The 16,074-nt window shown below is 60.2% G+C and carries 16 protein-coding genes; 7 read left to right on the top strand and 9 right to left on the bottom strand.

The features are described 5' to 3' along the window. The first annotated feature begins 8 nt into the window (after positions 1–8). Positions 9–656, top strand: a complete 648-nt coding sequence (locus tag GHO03_RS01450; RefSeq protein ID WP_095024863.1) for an HAD family hydrolase — start codon at positions 9–11, stop codon at positions 654–656. A 100-nt stretch (positions 657–756) separates the two neighbouring features. On the opposite strand, the gene GHO03_RS01445 is transcribed toward GHO03_RS01450, so the two are convergent. Beyond that, complete coding sequence (locus tag GHO03_RS01445; protein WP_094999762.1) at positions 757–1,236, bottom strand: DUF962 domain-containing protein; 480 nt, start codon at positions 1,234–1,236, stop codon at positions 757–759. Between the two features lie 121 nt (positions 1,237–1,357). Between GHO03_RS01445 and GHO03_RS01440 the strand changes: the two genes are divergently transcribed. From GHO03_RS01440 to GHO03_RS01430, 3 genes are all read left to right on the top strand, one after another. After that, positions 1,358–1,939 carry an alpha/beta hydrolase gene (locus GHO03_RS01440; RefSeq protein ID WP_094999763.1) on the top strand — a complete coding sequence of 194 codons (582 nt, stop codon included), beginning with the start codon at positions 1,358–1,360 and terminating at the stop codon, positions 1,937–1,939. Positions 1,940–1,988: 49 nt separating this feature from the next. Beyond that, positions 1,989–2,885: a sigma 54-interacting transcriptional regulator gene (locus GHO03_RS01435; protein ID WP_094999764.1), complete on the top strand. Its 897-nt coding sequence runs from the start codon at positions 1,989–1,991 to the stop codon at positions 2,883–2,885. A gap of 224 nt (positions 2,886–3,109) precedes the next feature. Beyond that, positions 3,110–3,892, top strand: a complete 783-nt coding sequence (locus GHO03_RS01430; RefSeq protein WP_095017848.1) for a MetQ/NlpA family ABC transporter substrate-binding protein — start codon at positions 3,110–3,112, stop codon at positions 3,890–3,892. A 51-nt stretch (positions 3,893–3,943) separates the two neighbouring features. Here GHO03_RS01430 and GHO03_RS01425 read toward each other — a convergent pair whose 3' ends face one another. Continuing rightward, positions 3,944–5,107 carry an AAA family ATPase gene (locus tag GHO03_RS01425; protein WP_095020495.1) on the bottom strand — a complete coding sequence of 388 codons (1,164 nt, stop codon included), beginning with the start codon at positions 5,105–5,107 and terminating at the stop codon, positions 3,944–3,946. Positions 5,108–5,224: 117 nt separating this feature from the next. Here GHO03_RS01425 and GHO03_RS01420 point away from each other — a divergent pair, with 117 nt between their 5' ends. From GHO03_RS01420 to GHO03_RS01410, 3 genes are read left to right on the top strand one after another with little or no spacing between them, the layout of a single operon-like run. Beyond that, positions 5,225–6,316: an efflux RND transporter periplasmic adaptor subunit gene (locus GHO03_RS01420; RefSeq protein ID WP_095020494.1), complete on the top strand. Its 1,092-nt coding sequence runs from the start codon at positions 5,225–5,227 to the stop codon at positions 6,314–6,316. Then, on the top strand, positions 6,313–7,380 hold the full coding sequence (locus GHO03_RS01415) for an efflux RND transporter periplasmic adaptor subunit (protein ID WP_094999768.1): 1,068 nt from the start codon (positions 6,313–6,315) through the stop codon (positions 7,378–7,380). Before GHO03_RS01420 ends, GHO03_RS01415 begins: the two co-directional genes overlap by 4 nt. Beyond that, positions 7,377–10,439, top strand: coding sequence for an efflux RND transporter permease subunit (locus GHO03_RS01410; RefSeq protein WP_153398957.1), 3,063 nt, complete (start codon positions 7,377–7,379; stop codon positions 10,437–10,439). Before GHO03_RS01415 ends, GHO03_RS01410 begins: the two co-directional genes overlap by 4 nt. Positions 10,440–10,668: 229 nt before the next feature. Here the strand turns inward: GHO03_RS01410 and GHO03_RS01405 are convergent, their stop codons facing one another. The 7 genes from GHO03_RS01405 to GHO03_RS25325 form a co-directional block, all read right to left on the bottom strand. After that, the gene (locus GHO03_RS01405) at positions 10,669–11,295 is read right to left on the bottom strand and encodes an ABC-type transport auxiliary lipoprotein family protein (RefSeq protein WP_094999770.1); all 627 of its coding nucleotides are present in this window, start codon (positions 11,293–11,295) and stop codon (positions 10,669–10,671) included. After that, the gene (locus GHO03_RS01400) at positions 11,292–12,230 is read right to left on the bottom strand and encodes an MlaD family protein (RefSeq protein ID WP_094999771.1); all 939 of its coding nucleotides are present in this window, start codon (positions 12,228–12,230) and stop codon (positions 11,292–11,294) included. Before GHO03_RS01400 ends, GHO03_RS01405 begins: the two co-directional genes overlap by 4 nt. A 1-nt stretch (position 12,231) precedes the next feature. Beyond that, positions 12,232–13,023 (bottom strand): ABC transporter ATP-binding protein, encoded by a 792-nt coding sequence (locus tag GHO03_RS01395; RefSeq protein ID WP_153326752.1) that lies wholly within the window; start codon positions 13,021–13,023, stop codon positions 12,232–12,234. Positions 13,024–13,031: 8 nt separating this feature from the next. Then, the gene (locus GHO03_RS01390) at positions 13,032–14,162 is read right to left on the bottom strand and encodes an ABC transporter permease (protein WP_094999773.1); all 1,131 of its coding nucleotides are present in this window, start codon (positions 14,160–14,162) and stop codon (positions 13,032–13,034) included. Positions 14,163–14,241: 79 nt separating this feature from the next. Further along, a complete protein-coding gene (locus GHO03_RS01385) occupies positions 14,242–15,282 on the bottom strand; it encodes a DUF5924 family protein (RefSeq protein WP_094999774.1) in 1,041 nt (346 codons plus the stop codon). Positions 15,283–15,387: 105 nt separating this feature from the next. Further along, entirely contained in the window at positions 15,388–15,837 is a 450-nt protein-coding gene (gene cadR / locus GHO03_RS01380) for a Cd(II)/Pb(II)-responsive transcriptional regulator (RefSeq protein ID WP_094999775.1), read from the bottom strand. A 38-nt stretch (positions 15,838–15,875) separates the two neighbouring features. Then, a partial coding sequence (locus GHO03_RS25325; protein WP_218574304.1) for a hypothetical protein occupies positions 15,876–16,074 on the bottom strand: 199 nt, incomplete at its 5' end.

Below are 16,074 nucleotides of genomic sequence, written 5' to 3'. Positions count from 1 at the left end.
AGCCCTGCATGCATTACCAGAACGTATTGTTCGACCTCGATGGCACCCTGACCGACCCACGGGAAGGGATCACCCGCTCGATCCAGTTCGGTTTGAGCAAACTGGGCATTGATGAGCCAGACCTGAGCAAGCTCGAGCACTTTATCGGCCCGCCGCTGCTGCAACAGTTCATGGCCAGTTATGGCTTCGACGAGGCGAAGGCGTGGGAAGCGATGGGCTTTTACCGCGAGCGTTTTGCCGTGACCGGGCTGTACGAAAACGAAGTGTTCGAGGGTGTCACTCCCTTGCTGGAAGAGCTGGTTGCACAGGGCCGCCAACTGTTTATCGCTACCTCAAAGCCGCATATCTATGCCCGCGAAATTGCCCGCCACTTTGATTTCGCCAGGCACTTCAAGGTGATCTACGGTAGCGAGCTGGACGGTACCCGCACCAACAAGGTTGAGCTGATTGCCCATCTGGTCAACGAACAAGGACTGGACCCGGCGCAAACCCTGATGATCGGTGATCGCAAGCACGACCTGATCGGTGCCCGCGACAACGGCATGGACGCAGCGGCGGTGGGCTATGGCTTTGGCAGCTTTGAAGAGCTGAACTCGTTTGCACCCAAGTACCACTTCGAAACCCTGGCGCAGTTGCATCAGGCGTTCAAACACTGACCTGCCCTTGTGGGAGCGGGCTTGCCCGCGATGGCCACGACGCGGTGACTCTTTCACCCTGCGGTGGCCCAATCGCGAGCAAGCCCGCTCCCACAATGCGCTAACCGGCGCGCAGCGCCATCTCTCGACGCAAATCCTCGCGCCAGCCCAGCAAAAACCCCAGTTCCACCACCACGAACAGCGGTCCCACGATCAGCCCGGTGACGTCATCGATAAACGCCGGCTTGCGCCCCTCGTAGTAGTGCCCGACAAACTGGAACACCCAGCCCACCACAAACAGCCCAATGCCCCAGCCCAGCCAGGCAGCGGTGCCCAAACCTGCCAGCGCGTGCCCCAGCCACACCGTCAAAGCCAGCAGCAGCGTCATCAACAACCCCAGGCGCAATTCAAGGCGCAGGTAAAACACGGCACTGGCCAGCATCACCAGCACTGCCGGTGAAATACCCATCCATTGCGGGCGCGACAGCAGCGTTGCAACGGCAATCACGATCAGCGGGATGCCCACGAAATGCGTGGCGATATTGTGCGGGTCGCGGTGATAGGCAGCATATTGGCTCAAATGGTCGACCAGGCTTTTCATGGTGCAGAACCCTCAAGTTTTTATTTTTAGTTATAAACAAATAGCTTCTTATTCCTTAGCGAATCTAAAAACCGTCCCTATACTGACTCGGTAACACACATACCGCTGGAGGCGCACACCCATGGGCAACGATTCGATTCGCTATTTGATAGTGCCGGGCTGGCAAGGTTCGTCCGACGATCATTGGCAAACCCACTGGCAAAACAGCTTGCCGAACAGTGCTCGGGTGGAGCAGGCCGACTGGCTGACGCCCCGCCGCGAAGACTGGATCGCCGCCCTGGCCGAAGCCATTGCTGCCGACAGCACCCCCGTGATCCTGATCGCCCACAGCCTGGGTTGCATTACCGTAGCCCATTGGGCCGAGCGTGCGCCAGAAAGCCTGTTAAACCAAGTGCGCGGCGCGTTGCTGGTGGCCCCGGCAGACGTCGAGCGCCCGGCCTGTGCGCCGGCCTTGCGCAACTTTGCCCCGATCCCGACCCGGTCGTTGCCTTTTCCAAGCCACATCGTCAGCTCGGATAACGATGGTGCTGTCAGCGCGCCACGGGCTATGGAATTTGCCCGTCAATGGGGCGCCGAGATCGGCATCATCAGCGGCGCCGGGCATATCAACGTTAAATCCGGACACCAGCGCTGGGAGCAAGGCTTCGCCTTTTTATACCGCCTGCAAACCCGTATCGAGCACGGCGCCCTGCGTCGCGCGTGAATTCCTGTAACGCCCGCGCCCACCCTCCGGCGGCGGGCGGGAGCCTGCCATGAGCCTGCATGAAACCTTCGGTCAGCCGCTGCTGACCTTTCCTGACGCGGAAAAAAGCCCGCTGAGCATTCGCGCCAAAGCGCTGGTGTTTGTCGACCCCCGCTCGCGCCAATTACGCAACGATCTGGAGCTGCTCGCGCCGCGCGCCTTGCCCGTGCTGATCCGTGGTGAAACCGGCAGCGGCAAAGAGCTGCTCGCTCGACATATCCACCGCGCCAGTGACCGCACCGGCCTGTTTGTGTCAGTCAATTGCGGTGCCATCAGCCCCACTTACGCTGACGCCGAGCTGTTTGGCTATGCCGCCGGAACACACAGCAGTTCGGCCAGCAGCCGCGCCGGGTGGTTTGGTTCGGCCAATGGCGGGACTCTTTATCTGGACGAAATCGGCGACTTGCCATGGGCAATCCAGACCAAGCTGCTGGCGGCCCTGGAAACCCACGAAGTTACCCGTGTGGGCGCCCATCAACCGAGCCCGGTGGACGTGCGCCTGGTGGCGGCCACCAGTATCGATCTGGCGCAGGCGGTGGCTGCCGGAAAATTCCACGAGCGGCTGTATCACTACCTCAGCGAAGGGCGGCTGGACTTGCCCGCGTTGCGCGAGCGGCCGGGGGACATCCTTTCGCTGGCCGAATATTTCCTGGGCATTTACAGCCAGCGCCTGAACCTGCCCGTGCCGTTTATCAGCGACAGAGCCCAGCGGGTACTTGAGCGCCACAGCTGGCCGGGCAATACCCGTGAGCTGGAAAACGTGATTCATTTTGCTTTGCTGGTGAGCACGGGCGAGGAGATCCAGCCCGAGCACTTGAACCTGCCTGACGCCCTGAGCCAGATCGAGCTGTTTATAAAAGGCGCCACGGCGCAGGAGTTGGCGGCGATCAGGCAGTTGTTGCCTTGACCCTGTGGGAGCGGGCTTGCCCGCGATGGCAGCGACGCGGTGTATCTGTCACACCACGGCGTTCCTGTCGCGGGCAAGCCCGCTCCCCAAAAAAAACTCAAGTGAACAAAATGGCATAAGAAGCTGAATAAATATTATTGTTCTGGAATAAAGAAACTCGGTATTGTCCGCTTCGTCTTCCAGGAAAACCGTCATACGAACGGTCACACACATAAGGGTATCGCATGAAAAAGGTTCTGTTGTTTACCGCATTGGCGGCTGCTTTGACTGCAGGCCTGGCACAGGCTGGCGAAAAACTGGTGGTTGCCGCTACGCCGGTGCCTCACGCCGAAATCCTTGAGCTGATCAAACCAACCCTCGCCAAAGAAGGCGTGGATCTGGAAATCAAAGTGTTCACCGATTATGTGCAACCCAACGTGCAAGTGGCCGAAAAACACCTGGACGCCAACTATTTCCAGACCCTTCCATACCTGGAAAGCTTCAATAAAGGCAAAGGCACCAACCTGACCACCGTGATCGGTGTTCACGTTGAACCCTTCGGTGGCTACTCGAAGAAAGTCAAAAACCTGTCCGAGCTTAAAGACGGCGCAACCATCGCTATCCCTAACGAAGGCAGCAACAGCGGCCGTGCCCTGATCCTGCTGCAAAAGGCCGGTCTGATCGAACTCAAAGACCCGACCAACGCTGTGTCGACCCCGAAGGACATCGCCAAGAACCCGCACAACTTCAAGTTCAAGGAACTTGAGTCCGCACTGCTGCCACGGGTGCTGGACCAGGTTGACCTGGACATGATCAACACCAACTACGCGCTGGAAGCAGGCCTGAACCCGGCCACTGACGCGCTGATCATCGAAGGTGCTGATTCGCCATACGTGAACTTCCTGGTTGCCCGCCCTGACAACAAGGACAGCGTCGCAATCCAGAAGCTGGCCAAGGCCCTGACCAGCCCTGAAGTAAAAGCCTTTATTGCAGAAAAATACAAAGGTGCGGTACTGCCAGCGTTCTGATTACACGCCAGGCTACTGAAAACGCCGACGGCTTTTATAGCGTCGGCGTTTTTATTTGTCGGGCCAATACCAGGCGGGCTGGTCCAGCATGCGTTGGCCGACCACTTCTGTCTGGCCAAGGTTTTTTTCCAGCACGATGCAGTTGCACTCAGGGTCTTGTTGCAGGGCGGCGATCAGACGCCGGGCATGGGATACCACCCACACCTGCGAGTGCTGCGAAGCACTGATGATCAGCCGCGCCAGCGCGGGCAACAAGTCGGGGTGCAGGCTGGTTTCCGGTTCGTTGAGCACCATCATGCTCGGCGGGCGCGGGGTCAGCAAAGCCGCAACCAGCAGCAGATAGCGCAAGGTACCGTCCGAGAGCTCGGCGGCAGACAACGGGCGCAGCAGCCCCTCTTGATAAAACTCAATATAAAAATGCCCGCCGGGCACACATTCGATTTCCAGCCGTGCGCCAGGGAATGCATCGCTGATCGCGGCATGCAAGGCTTCAGGGTTGCCGACCTCAAGGATTGTTTGCAACGCAGCGGCCAGATCACGGCCATCATGATGCAGCACCGGCGTGCGCGTGCCCAGTTGTGGTTGGCGCACAGGCGCGTCGGGGTCAGTGCGAAAGTGATCGTAAAAACGCCAGCCACGGATGGACTCGCGCAACTGCAACACTTCAGGGGATGCCTGCAAGCTGCCGACCTGATCGAACAGACTGTCGAAAAGCGGCGTGTGCTGTGCCAACACCTGCCAGTTGCGGCCGTCACGGGCGCGGATCATGGGGCCTTTACGTTCAACCAGCTCGCTGGCCGGGCGGTAAAAAGGCCCTGCCCAGAGGCTCTCATGCTTGATCTGCGGGTCGAGGTTGAACTGCGTGCGTCCGGGTATCGGCAAGCCCAGGGCGATGGCGTAGCTGAAGTCTTCTCCGGCAAAACCAAGGCGCAGACGCTTGGCTTCCTGGCGCACGCTGGCGTTGACATCAACCTCGCCCAGCTTCATGCGGCGGGAGATCACCTCAGGCCCGGCCCAGAACGTCGAGCTCAGGCCGCCTTCACGGGCCAGGGCATTGACCACACCCCCCTGGGCGGTTTCGGCCAACAAGCGCAGGGCGCGATAAAGGTTGGATTTGCCACTGCCATTGGGGCCGGTGATTAGATTCAGCCGGGCCAGGGGCACCACCAACTGATTGATGGAACGGTAGTTGGCCACGGCCAGGGTGGTGAGCATGGGGTGACCTCATTTCGTGAAACTGATAGGCGGTAATAGAGTCCCACAGACGCTGAACACTGTTCTACGCTATCAACCGTATCCGCATGTTAAACGGCATCACGCAAAGGAGCTTGCATGGCTGGTCCACTGAACACGGGCATTTTGGGCTTGAGCCTGTTGGCGCTTCTCACCGCGTGCGGCAAGGAGGGCCCCAAAGAGCCTCTGTCCCCCCGGGTGTATGTGCAACAGGTGAGTACCCGTGAGTTCGCCCCACCGATCCAGCTCAGCGGTGATATTCAGGCCCGGGTCGAAACCCAGCTGTCATTCCGGGTGGGTGGCAAGATTATCGAGCGCAAGGTGGATGTAGGTGACCATATCCAGGCCCATCAGGTGCTGGCCCGTCTCGACCCCAAAGACCTGAAGATCCAGGTCGAGACCGCCCAGGCCAGCGTTAACGCGCAACAGGCGCAAGTGGTGCAAACCCGCGCGGCGTTTGTGCGTCAGCAAAAGCTGCTGCCAAAGGGCTACACCAGCCAAAGCGAATACGATGCTGCCAATGCCGCCCAACTGAGCGCCAAAAGTGCCCTCGCAGCGGCCCAGGCGCAATTGGCCAACGCCCGCGAACAACTGAGTTACAGCAACCTGGAGGCCGAGGCACCGGGCATCATCACCGCGCGCCAGGCCGAAGTGGGCCAGGTGGTACAGGCCACCATGCCGATTTTTACCCTGGCTCGCGATGGCGCACGGGATGCCGTATTCAACGTGTATGAATCGCTGTTTATCGAACCCCCCAAAGACCCCACGGTACAGGTCACGCTGCTGAGCGATCCGACAATCAAGGTCAACGGCCAGATCCGTGAAATCACTCCCACGGTTGCGGCACAAAGCGGCACGCTGCAGATCAAGGTGCAGCTCGACGCCTTGCCCAAGGGCATGGACCTGGGCTCGATTGTCAGTGTCAACCTGACCCCGCCGCCCAGCGCCAGCATTGAACTGCCATGGTCGGCCCTGACCAAGGACATCAGCGAGCCCGCCGTATGGATCGCCGACGAGCAAAGCAATGTACGCCTGCAACGGGTCAAGGTCGGGCGCTACCTGACCGGCAGCGTGATTGTCAGCGAAGGCCTCAAGGATGGAGAAAAAGTCGTGGTTGCAGGGGGGCAGTTGTTACACCCGGGCATGAAAGTTGAAATCGTTCCCGCACCGGCCGAAGGGGTGCAGTTATGAGGCGTTTATGGATGATGCCGCTGGCTGCTGCGATGCTGATGGGCTGCTCGGAGAAACAGCCGCCGGAACCCGTTCGCCCAGCGCTGTATGTGATTGCCCGGCCCGAGCTGGTCCAGGATCTGGGCCGCTTTGCTGGGAGTATCGAAGCTCGTTATGAAAGCACCCTGGGCTTTCGTGTTCCGGGGCGCATCGTGCGCCGTTATTACGATGTAGGTGCGGTGGTGAAACAGGGTGACATTCTGGCCAACCTCGACCCCACCGATCAGCAAAACCAGCTGCGTGCGGCCCAGGGTGATCTGGCCAAGGTACAGGCACAATTGATCAACGCCAGGGCCAATGCCCGTCGTCAGCAAGAGCTGTTCGACCGTGGTGTGGGCGCCCAGGCCCAACTGGACACCGCGCAAGCCGACCTCAAGACCACACAGGCTTCGATGCAGCAGGCGCAGGCTGCGGTCAATCAGGCTCAGGACCAGCTCAGCTACTGCAACCTGCGCGCCGACCATGATGCCGTGATTACCCAATGGCATGCCGAGGCCGGGCAAGTGGTGAGCATTGGCCAGGAAGTGGTCACACTGGCCCGCCCTGAAATCAAGGAGGCGGTCATCGACCTCCCGGGTCCGTTGGCCGAAGCACTGCCCAAAGGTATCGAATTCCTCGTCGCCGGCCAGCTCGACCCGACTATCAACACCCGCGCCCATGTCCGCGAAATCGCCCCGCAAGCCGACAGCGCCACCCGCACCCGGCGCACCCGCCTGACACTGGACCAGACGCCGGCGGCATTCCGTCTTGGCAGCTCGGTGAGCGTGACCGTCAGCAGCCCGACGGCCGAGCACTTCCAGCTGCCGCTCACTGCCCTGCAGGAAGTCGACGGCCACAGCCGCGTATGGATCATTGACAGCGCCACTCAAACCGTCAGCCCGCGTGACGTCAGCGTACTGCGTCGCGACGCCCGCAACGTGCTGTTGTCGGGTGGTATCAAAACCGGCGACAGGGTGGTCAGTGCAGGTGTGTACAGCCTCACCCCCGGGCAGAAAGTCAGACTCGATAAGGAAAGCTCGCAATGAATGGGAAGTTCAACCTGTCCGAGTGGGCCCTGAAGCATCAGTCATTTGTCTGGTATTTGATGTTTGTCGCGGTGGTCGCCGGGATTTTTTCATACATCAATCTGGGGCGCGCTGAAGACCCGTCCTTCGCCATCAAAACCATGGTCATCCAGTCCAAATGGCCCGGTGCTACGGTCGACGAAACCCGCCTGCAAATCACCGACCGTATCGAGAAAAAGCTTGAGGAGCTGGATTCTCTCGACTACGTGCAAAGTTACACCCGGCCCGGTGAGTCGACGGTGTTTGTGTTCCTCAAGGACACCACCAAAGCCGATGCCATCCCGCATATCTGGTATGAGGTGCGCAAAAAGATCGGCGACATTCGCGGCGACTTTCCCCAGGGCATTCAAGGCCCAGGGTTCGACGATGAGTTCGGTGATGTCTATGGCACCATTTTCGCCTTCACCGGCGACGGCTTCACCATGCGTCAGCTGCGCGACTATGTAGAGCAAGTGCGCACCGGCATTCGCGATGTACCCAATCGCGGCAAGGTGATGACCATCGGTGAACAGGACGAAACGTTCTACCTGGATTTCTCGACCCGCAAACTGGCAGCTTTGGGCCTCGACCAACAGCACATTCTGGAAAGCCTGCAAGAACAGAACGCCGTCACTCCCGCCGGGGTAATCGAGGCCGGGCCGGAGCGCATGTCGGTACGCACCTCGGGGCAGTTCCACAGCGTTGAGGATCTGGCCGCCGTGAATCTGCGGGTCAACGACCGTTTTTACCGCCTGGCCGACATTGCCGAAATCACCCGTGGCTACGTCGACCCCGCGGCCCCCATGTTCCATTACAACGGCAAGCCGGCCATTGGTCTGGCAATCGCCATGATTGATGGTGGCAACATTCAGGAGTTCGGCAAGCAACTACAGCAGCGCATCGACGACCTGACCGCGCAGTTACCGGTAGGTGTTGGCGTGCATATGGTGTCCGATCAGGCGCAAGTGGTCGAGGAAGCTGTCAGCGGCTTCACCAGCGCCCTGTTTGAGGCGGTGGTGATTGTACTGGCGGTGAGTTTTATCAGCCTGGGCCTGCGCGCCGGTCTGGTGGTGGCGATCTCGATCCCGTTGGTGCTGGCGCTGGTGTTCGTGTTTATGGAATTTACCGGCATCGCCATGCAGCGCGTGTCGCTGGGTGCGCTGATCATCGCCCTGGGCCTGCTGGTGGACGATGCGATGATCACGGTGGAGATGATGATCACCCGGCTGGAACTTGGGGAAACCAAGGAGCAGGCGGCGACCTTTGCCTATCATTCCACGGCGTTCCCGATGCTCACCGGGACACTGGTGACCGTGGCAGGCTTTGTGCCCATCGGCCTTAACAACAGCTCGGCGGGGGAGTACACCTTCACCCTGTTCGCGGTGATTGCCGTGGCAATGCTGGTGTCGTGGGTGGTGGCCGTGCTGTTCGCGCCGGTGCTGGGCGTGCATATCCTCAGCGCCAAGGTCAAACCCAAGCCCGAGAAACCCGGGCGCCTGGCCCAGGCCTTCGACACCGCGCTGCTGTGGTGCATGCATTATCGCTGGACGACCATTGGCGCGACAGTGCTGATGTTTGTACTGGCGGTGTTCGGCATGGGCCTGGTGCAGAACCAGTTTTTCCCGGCCTCTGACCGCCCCGAGATTCTGGTGGACCTGAACCTGCCGCAAAACGCCTCGATCCAGGAGACGCTCAAGGTCACCCAGCGTTTTGAAGAGTCGCTCAAGGGCGATGACGATATCGTGCGCTGGAGCTCGTACATCGGTGAAGGCGCGATCCGTTTCTACCTGCCGCTCGATCAGCAACTGCAAAACCCTTTCTATGCCCAGTTGGTGATTGTCAGCAAAGGCCTGGAAAGCCGTGATGCCCTGATCGAACGGCTCAACAAACGCTTGCGCGAGGACTTTGTGGGGGTGGGCAGCTTCGTACACACCCTGGAACTGGGCCCGCCGGTGGGCCAGCCGCTGCAATATCGGGTCAGCGGGCCGAATATCGACCTGGTGCGCAAGTACTCGATCGACCTGGCCTCGGTGCTCGACGCCAACCCCAATGTCGGTGAAACCATCTTCAACTGGAACGAGCCCGGCAAGGTGCTGCGTATCGACATTGCCCAGGACAAGGCCCGCCAGTTCGGGCTGTCATCCGAAGACGTGGCCCATGTGATGAACAGCATCGTCAGCGGTGCCGCCGTCAGCCAGGTCAAGGACAACATTTACCTGATCAATATCGTCGGGCGGGCCAACAGCAACGAGCGCGGTACCCCGGAAACCCTGCTCAACCTGCAGATCACCACCCCCAGCGGCACCTCGATCCCGCTATTGGCCTTTGCCACGGTGCGCTACGAGCTGGAGCAGCCGCTGATCTGGAGCCGCGACCGGATCCCCACCCTGACCCTCAAGGCCTCCGTACGTGGCTCGATGCAGCCGACCGATCTGGTCAAGGTGCTCAAGCCCGAAGTCGACAAGTTTGCCGCCAACCTGCCTGAAGGCTACAACGTGCAAACCGGCGGTACGGTAGAGCAGAGCGCCAAGGCCCAGGGCCCGATCGCCAAAGTCGTGCCGTTGATGCTGTTCTTGATGGCAACCTTCCTGATGATCCAGCTGCAAAGCGTGCACAAGATGTTCCTGGTGGTCAGTGTCGCGCCGCTGGGGCTGATCGGTGTGGTGCTGGCGCTGGTGCCCACCGGCACGCCGATGGGCTTTGTAGCGATCCTGGGGATTCTGGCGCTGGTGGGCATCATCGTGCGTAACTCGGTGATCCTGGTGACCCAGATCGACCAGTACGAACGCGACGGCTTCGATCCGTGGCACGCGGTGATGCAAGCCACCCAGCATCGTCGTCGGCCGATTCTGCTGACCGCGGCAGCGGCCAGCCTGGGCATGATTCCGATTGCCCGGGACGTGTTCTGGGGGCCGATGGCCTACGCCATGATCGGCGGCATTCTATCGGCCACCTTGCTCACGCTGTTGTTTCTGCCAGCGCTGTATGTGGCTTCGTACAAGATCAAGGAGAACAAGAACCCGCCGCCAGAACATGCGTAACCCCGTGGGAGCGGGCTTGCTCGCGATTCGGACGACGTGGTCTGACAGACACACCGCGTCGATCCCATCGCGAGCAAGCCCGCTCCTACAGCAGGGTGATTAGTGAGAATTTACGAATGCCGGTATCAAGACAGCGGTCTTTAATTGAAGGGAGGTGTGAACCTGGTTTCAACCCTCTCCGCAGGGAGAGGGTTAGGGGGAGGGGCTTTTGGCTCTTGCTTCGGGCTTTTTAACGCTGCGCCTGCCCCTGCTGCATCACCCACTGCACCACTTGTGGCATCAGCACATCACTGGCCTGGCCAAAACCTGCGACCACGCCTGGTACCATCGGGTTGCTCAGCGGCTGGCGCGTCTCAAAGCGTTTGGAAGCAATCACCCGCTGATCACTGCTGCGTACCAGGCGGGCGTTGTACTGGATCAGCACTTCCGGGCTTTTGCCGTTGTAGTGGGTCTGAAACGCCAACAATTCGCCCCCCAGTTCGTAATCGGACTGCAAGTTGCTGTCATCGGTGCTCAAGCCCTGGATCCTGCCATCCTGCAAGAAGGCCTCAAGCAGACGGTTGCGCAACAGCACCGGGGCCGTATCGCTCCAGCGGGCACCTTTGTAGTTACTGATCAGGTTGCCCTCAGGCACCACCACGATGTTCTGGCTGTTCAACGCGCCAGTGGTCATCGGCTTTTCCAGACGCAATGACCACTTCACTGGCGTACTCTGGCTGACGGCCATGGGTGCTTGCGCCGCCGGCAGCCGATACACGTCGACTATCTCGGGTTTGGGCAAAATCGAGCAGGCGCTGAGCAGGCTCAGGCCAGTAGCAAGGGCGATGGAACCTGCCAGGCGATAGGTGCGCTTCATGGGGTGAATTCCTTGTTCTGCTCGCGGCCCAGCAAGTAACCGCTTGGATTGGATTCCAGGCGCCGCGAGATCGAGCGCAATGTGCCAAGGGTTTCGCGCAGTTCATTGACTGCAGGGCCGAGCTGATTCAGCCCCTGCAGGCCGCTGTTGAGCGAGTCCTCATTGTTGTTGATCAGTTTGTTGATCGTCGCGGTGCTCTGCTGCAGCGAGTTCATGGCCTGCTCGGCGCTGTTGAACATCTGTTTGCCTTCGGTGCTCAACAGGCCGTTGGCGTTGCGCATCAGCACGTTGGTTTGCTCAAGCGTGACGCTGGCCTGTTTACCGACCTGGGCCAGCTGTTTCAATGTCTGGCTGATATCGCCGCGCTGACCGGCAATGGCCGTAGTGGTTTGTTCAAGGTTGTCCAGGGTCTTGCTGACGCGGTTGACGTTGTCTTCGGAGAACAACGCATTGGCGTTATGCAGCAGCATATTGACGTTGGCCATCACGTCAGAGCCGTCGGTGAGCAGGCGGGCAATGGGCGAGGGCGAAGCCACGATTTCCGGCAGCTTGCCGTCCTTGCCCTTGAGGGGCGGGCTGTTGGGGTCACCGCCACTGAGCTGGATGATCGAAGTCCCGGTCACGCCGGTCAGCGCCAGCTTGGCCTTGGTGTCGACCTTGACCGGGGTGTTGGCCGCCAGACGAATGCGCGCCAGTACCCGGCGCGGGTCCTTGTCGTCCAGGCGCAGTTCGATCACGTCGCCGACCTTGATCCCGTTGTATTGCACCGAGCTGCCTTTGGACAGGCCGCTGACGGCTTCGTTGAACACCACTTCGTAATCCTTGAACGTGCTGTCCATGCTCGCCTTGGCCAGCCACAGGCCAAACAGCATGGCCCCGACGACAATCAGGACGCTGAACAGGCCGATCAATACATGATGGGCACGGGTTTCCATGTCATTGCTCCTTGAGGTGGGTTGCCGCTTCGTACGCGGCGCGGCCACGGGGGCCATGGAAATAGTCATGAATCCACGGGTCGTCGTAGTCTTCGACCTCAGTGATGGGTGCCGCCACCAGCACCCGTTTTTGCGACAGCACCGCCACCCGGTCAGTGATGGTGTACAGCGTGTCGAGATCGTGGGTGACCAGGAACACGCTTAACCCCAGCGCATCGCGCAGTGTCAGGATAAGTTGGTCAAAGGCCGCCGCGCCGATCGGATCCAGCCCAGCGGTGGGTTCGTCCAGAAACAGGATGTCCGGGTCCAGCGCCAGCGCCCGGGCCAGCGCTGCGCGCTTGACCATGCCCCCGGACAGTGAAGACGGGTACTTGTCTGCTGCCGACAGGGGCAATCCCGACAGCGCCAGCTTGACGCACGCCAAGTGCTCGGCATCAGGCCGGCTCAGGCCGGCGTGCTCGATCAGGGGCAGGGCGATGTTCTCTTTTACCGTCAGTGAAGAAAACAGCGCGCCCATCTGAAACAGCACACCAAAGCGCCGCTCGATCATCGAGCGCGCCTGTTCATCAAGGCTCATCAAGTCCTGGCCAAACACCCGGACCTGCCCTTCAGTGGGCCGACGCAAACCGACAATGCTGCGCAGCAGCACGGATTTGCCGGTGCCGGAGCCGCCGACCACGCCGAGAATCTCACCTTTGTACACATCAAGGTCGAGGTGTTCATGCACGGTCTGGCTACCAAAGCGGTTGCACAGGTCACGCACCTCGATCACGGTCTCGCCGGGTTTGCGCAGGGACGTACTCACCAGCCCATCTCCATAAAGAACAACGCGGCCACGGCGTCGAGGACGATCACGATAAAGATCGATTGCACCACGCTGGATGTGGTGTGGGCGCCCACCGACTCTGCGCTGCCGCTGACTTTAAAGCCTTCAAGGCAGCCGACCGCGGCAATCAGGAAGGCAAAGAACGGCGCTTTGACCATGCCCACCAAAAAGTGCTGCACGCCGATATCCGAGTGCAGCAGCGAAATAAACATGTCCGGCGAGATACCCAGGGACACCACGCAGACCACGGCACCGCCGAGGATGCCCGCCATCATGGCCATGAACGTCAGCAGCGGCAGGGAAATCAACAGCGCCAGCACCCGTGGCAACACCAGCAAGTCCATCGGATCGAGGCCCAGGGTGCGGATCGCGTCAATTTCTTCGTTGGCCTTCATCGAGCCGATTTGTGCGGTAAAGGCACTGGCCGTGCGCCCGGCGAGCAGGATGGCGGTGAGCAACACGCCGAATTCACGCAGGAAGGAAAACGCCACCAGGTCAACGGTAAAAATCCCCGCACCAAAGTTGGCCAGTACCGTGGCCCCGAGAAACGCCACTACGGCGCCCACCATAAAGGTCAGCAACACCACGATCGGCGCGGCGTTAAGACCGATCTGCTCGATATGCGCCACCACCGGGGTGATGCGCCATTGTTTGGGTCGAAACAGGTTGCGCGCCAGGGTCTGCAGGATCAGGCCGATAAACCCCAGCAGTTGCAGGGAGTCTTGCCACAGCTTGTAGACCGCGCTGCCGATGCGGCTGAGCAAGAGGATGCCGACGTTCTGTTCCTGGGCTGCGACCGGCACGCAAAAATCGCGCATCGAGGAATAGACCGTTTGCAGCAAGGCGCGGTCGGCGGCGGGGAGTTTTTGTGCGGTATCGGTCAACTGGCTGACGCGCTCTGCCCCCAGCAGCTCCACCAGCAGCGAAGCCCCGGCCGTATCGATGCTGGACACGTCGTCCAGGTTGATGGCGGTCTGGGCATCGTACTTGCCGACCAGTTGTTCGGTCTGCTGCTTGAGGCGTGTGTAATGGGCAAGCGTCCAGTCGCCGCTGATCAGCAGTCGCGCCGGATTACCGGAAGTGTCTAGTTGGGCATTGCCCGCCATGGCCGTAATAGTCTTAAGCTCCCAGCTCGGTACGTTTGAACGCAGACCTTATGTAATAGCACAATCCGGCAAAAGTGCTTCAGTTTGCCTTAACAACCGCAGGCGCAGATTGATCCAGGTTAACCCTGAAGCGCAAAACGCCGATCAGTTGCCCATCCTCGGTCAACACCCGGACTTGCCAGCGACCCACCGGGTCCGGCGGGAAATTCTGCTTGTGGGTCCAGGCGCGATAACCCTCTTTGCGCCCGCCATGAATATCCAGGGCGATACGGTCGACCTCCTGGCCGTTGAGTTGCCACACATGGTAAATCCGCTCATTCAAACCCCGGGGCGCATTGATCGAGGTATAGGCGTACAGGCCACGACTGCGCAGCTCGCTGACGCTGATGTGCTTGATGCTCTCGCCCGGCGTGCGGTCCTGCAACTGGGTGGTGACGGCCACTTCGGTCATCCACAGCGTAGCTGGTGGCACCCAGGATCGCAGCAGCCAGCCGGTGCCGCCCAGGGCCAGGACTATCAAGGGCAATACCAGCCAGCCACGCCAGGTTTTCAGCGGCAGGCTCACGGCCAGGCTGGGAATTGACAGCAGCACGGCGGTGCCCAGCGCCAGTTTGTAGCTCTCGGAGGTGGTGAGGTTGAGGATGATCGGCAACGCCGTCAGCATGGCCGCGAACAGGGCCAGGGTGTGCAGGGCCAGAAACAGCCAGCGCCGGGGGGCCAGCCATTTGTAATACAACGGGTCAGTGATGGCGATCAGTGCGCACACGCCCAGAAGTCCGGTAAAGACCAGTTGGCCACTGTTCCAGGTGGTGGTGATAAAGAAAAATGGCAGGACGAAAAAAAAACTTTCCTGGTGGATCATCTGGGTGGCATAGCGCAGCAGCGGTTCAGGTATTTCGCGCTTGAACACCCGGCTGAACAGCCGGGTGAAGGTGTTTTCCAGCATCAACCAGACCCAGCTCACCAGCAGGATCACCGCAATCCAGCGGGCCATGCCTTGCTGGCGGTCCACCAGAATGAAACTGCCCACCCCCGAGCAAAAGCCAAACGCCGCGATCAGCCCTGGATAGCGCTTCATCAACTCAAGGATGCGCTGTAGGTAGTGGTTCCAGTCTGGCATTTGGCAGTTCACATTCTGTAAGGGGAAAACCTGGACAGAATAGCGTTTTAGGCGCTCCGCGTCCGGCACGATTGAAGGGCCAAGGCCTGCATCGGCGCCCTGCAATCAATGCCCGTGGCTTCTGCCCACATGGCTGGGCTCGCCTTCCGGCGGGCTGACCGAGCCGCTGACTTCCAGCTGCTGCAAAATCCCGCAATGCTCCCCGTCAGGCCCCTCGCCACACTTTTGCCGCAGGTCGAGCAATTGCGCCTGCAGGGCCAGCAAACTGTCGACCCGCGCCTTGACGTGATGAATATGTTCGTCGATCAGCGCATTCACGCTTTCGCACTGGTCCTGGGGGCTGTCACGCAGGTTGAGCAGGCTGCGGATTTCTTCCAGGGTCATGTCCAGGCTGCGGCAATTGCGGATAAACGTCAGCCGCTCAACATGGGCCTGGGTGTACAAACGGTAGTTGCCTTCACTGCGCGCAGGCTCTGGCAGCAGCCCTTCGCGTTCGTAATAACGGATGGTTTCGACCTGACAGTCGGTCAATTTCGCCAGTTCGCCAATTTTCATCAAGCAGATCTCCAAAAGGATGCTTGACCCTATAGTGGCTACAGGGTCTTTACTTGGCAACAGGCACCTTTCCCGGACGCAATCTGATGAGCGATTCCATTCACGCACCGAACAAGCATGATCACGATCACGATCACGATCACGATCACGATCACGATCACGAACATGGGCATGGCGACACGCACGCTCACGCCCATAGCTGCTGCCCCGGCGCAGCGGGACCGAGCGTCGTCAAGC

This window comes from Pseudomonas sp. FSL R10-1339 (genome assembly GCF_009600545.1).
Classification (GTDB): domain Bacteria; phylum Pseudomonadota; class Gammaproteobacteria; order Pseudomonadales; family Pseudomonadaceae; genus Aquipseudomonas; species Aquipseudomonas bubulae.
This window is presented reverse-complemented; position numbering and strand designations above follow the sequence as displayed.

Bases quoted from the DNA above. Each gene is read 5' to 3' on its own strand.
- GHO03_RS01450 (WP_095024863.1), top strand. From the start codon at position 9: ATGCATTACCAGAACGTATTGTTCGACCTCGATGGCACCCTGACCGAC.
- GHO03_RS01445 (WP_094999762.1), bottom strand. From the start codon at position 1,236: ATGAAAAGCCTGGTCGACCATTTGAGCCAATATGCTGCCTATCACCGC.
- GHO03_RS01440 (WP_094999763.1), top strand. From the start codon at position 1,358: ATGGGCAACGATTCGATTCGCTATTTGATAGTGCCGGGCTGGCAAGGT.
- GHO03_RS01435 (WP_094999764.1), top strand. From the start codon at position 1,989: ATGAGCCTGCATGAAACCTTCGGTCAGCCGCTGCTGACCTTTCCTGAC.
- GHO03_RS01430 (WP_095017848.1), top strand. From the start codon at position 3,110: ATGAAAAAGGTTCTGTTGTTTACCGCATTGGCGGCTGCTTTGACTGCA.
- GHO03_RS01425 (WP_095020495.1), bottom strand. From the start codon at position 5,107: ATGCTCACCACCCTGGCCGTGGCCAACTACCGTTCCATCAATCAGTTG.
- GHO03_RS01420 (WP_095020494.1), top strand. From the start codon at position 5,225: ATGGCTGGTCCACTGAACACGGGCATTTTGGGCTTGAGCCTGTTGGCG.
- GHO03_RS01415 (WP_094999768.1), top strand. From the start codon at position 6,313: ATGAGGCGTTTATGGATGATGCCGCTGGCTGCTGCGATGCTGATGGGC.
- GHO03_RS01410 (WP_153398957.1), top strand. From the start codon at position 7,377: ATGAATGGGAAGTTCAACCTGTCCGAGTGGGCCCTGAAGCATCAGTCA.
- GHO03_RS01405 (WP_094999770.1), bottom strand. From the start codon at position 11,295: ATGAAGCGCACCTATCGCCTGGCAGGTTCCATCGCCCTTGCTACTGGC.
- GHO03_RS01400 (WP_094999771.1), bottom strand. From the start codon at position 12,230: ATGGAAACCCGTGCCCATCATGTATTGATCGGCCTGTTCAGCGTCCTG.
- GHO03_RS01390 (WP_094999773.1), bottom strand. From the start codon at position 14,162: ATGGCGGGCAATGCCCAACTAGACACTTCCGGTAATCCGGCGCGACTG.
- GHO03_RS01385 (WP_094999774.1), bottom strand. From the start codon at position 15,282: ATGCCAGACTGGAACCACTACCTACAGCGCATCCTTGAGTTGATGAAG.
- cadR (WP_094999775.1), bottom strand. From the start codon at position 15,837: ATGAAAATTGGCGAACTGGCGAAATTGACCGACTGTCAGGTCGAAACC.